The organism is Shewanella sp. 11B5 (genome assembly GCF_002836795.1).
In the GTDB taxonomy this organism is placed as follows: Bacteria; Pseudomonadota; Gammaproteobacteria; order Enterobacterales; family Shewanellaceae; genus Shewanella; species Shewanella frigidimarina.
The window spans coordinates 1-1477 of record NZ_PJAP01000035.1 but is presented as its reverse complement, the minus strand read 5'-3'; the positions used below and the strand labels follow the sequence as shown (position 1 = coordinate 1477).

2 protein-coding genes are annotated in these 1477 nt (G+C 44.3%); one reads left to right on the top strand and one right to left on the bottom strand.

Annotated features, from left to right (window positions below; genetic code table 11):
* The first annotated feature begins 81 nt into the window (after window positions 1-81).
* Entirely contained in the window at window positions 82-594 is a 513-nt protein-coding gene (locus CXF78_RS00285) for a hypothetical protein (RefSeq protein ID WP_102035664.1), read from the top strand.
* A gap of 32 nt (window positions 595-626) precedes the next feature.
* On the opposite strand, the gene CXF78_RS00280 is transcribed toward CXF78_RS00285, so the two are convergent.
* On the bottom strand, window positions 627-1477 hold an 851-nt coding region (locus CXF78_RS00280; RefSeq protein ID WP_102035663.1), incomplete at its 5' end, for an EamA family transporter.

The following is a 1477-nucleotide window of genomic DNA, read 5'->3' as shown; positions in this document are numbered from 1 at the left end:
TATCTGAATTTGGCAACAAGCAATCCATTTGCTGTTTGCTTGCGTACAACTGGATAGGTTATTTATCAACAAGGATTACAGATGCGTATTTTAATGGTTATTGCGGCTTTATTGCTAAGTGCTTGTAGCACCAGTTACCCCAATCAGGCTATTACAGGACAAGCATTTCCCTCGGTAGTAGGGCAAACGCTTGAAGAAGAGTCGATGGCTTTACCTGAGGATTTACAAGGTAAAATGTCGCTATTGTTGATTGGTTACAAGCAAGATTCACAGTTTGATATTGATCGCTGGCTGATTGGCCTAGACATGACCCAAACTCAAGTGGCGGTATATGAAGTGCCGACCATACAGGGGTTGTTTCCTAGAATGTTCAGTCCTCTGATTAATAATGGCATGCGTGCAGGCATACCTAAACCATTATGGAAAGGTGTGGTCACCATCTATAAAGATGGCGACCAAGTACAAGCCTTTACCGGTAATGAAAATCCCAATAATACTCGAGTCGTGCTGCTCAATGAGCAAGGTACAGTGATTTACTTTTATGACCAAGGCTTCTCTGTAGATGCACTCAATCAGTTAAGAGCTCTGCTGTAGTTATTAGCTCAATGACTCGCCCATAGGCTCAGTTAATCGCTTGCGGTAGTACTGAGCTTTTTTGGGCGCAGTAGCTGAATTAATGTTGGCGCGATAGAGGCAAAAATCATCCCGCTCATCAATAAATATTGGTGTGCGGTGTATGACTCGCCCATTAATACTAGGCCACAGACGATGCCCGCTATTGGGTTGGCAATGCCACCAAAAGTAAAGTCGACCACAGACATGCGTTGCAGTAACCACACATACATACTGTAACCCAGTACGGTATTAAGCAAGATTATCCAGCTTATACCAAAGCCATTAGTCAGACTAAATTGGCTGACCACATCGATATATTGCTGTGGCGAAAAGAGTGCCTGAATACCCGCAACAACTAACAGTAATGTGCCGCCGATAATCAACTGCCAGGTGAGTATGGTCCACCAATGAATGCGCGACCCTAACGCTTTGGTCATTGTGCTACCGATAATAATGCAGCTAATTGCGGCAAGCATTGCGACTAATCCTATGGGGTTTAAGCTGATTGAGCTTGGGTCAAACAGCATCCAAGCTAAGCCAATTAACACCGCACCAGAAAGTGCTTGCAGAAGGTTAGGTCTTTTTTTACTGACTATCCAATGAAATAACATCGCGAATACCGGCACTGAAATCATCCCGATGCCAGAAATAGCCGATGGCAGTGTCAGTGCCATGATAAAAATCAAACTGAAAAACACCGCAATGTTAATGGCACCGAGTTTAATTAAAATAGACCAGTCGGTTTTTTGCGGTAGGCTTGGTTTAATCGCCAGTAGAATCAGTCCTGCAGGCAGCGCACGAAGGGCACCGAGTAATAATGGTGGCCAGTCTGGCAAAGTAAGTTGGGTCATCGCATAAGTTG

What these genes read in the sequence shown, in the direction of transcription:
- CXF78_RS00285 (WP_102035664.1), top strand. Translation starts at nt 82, where the DNA reads ATGCGTATTTTAATGGTTATTGCGGCTTTATTGCTAAGTGCTTGTAGC.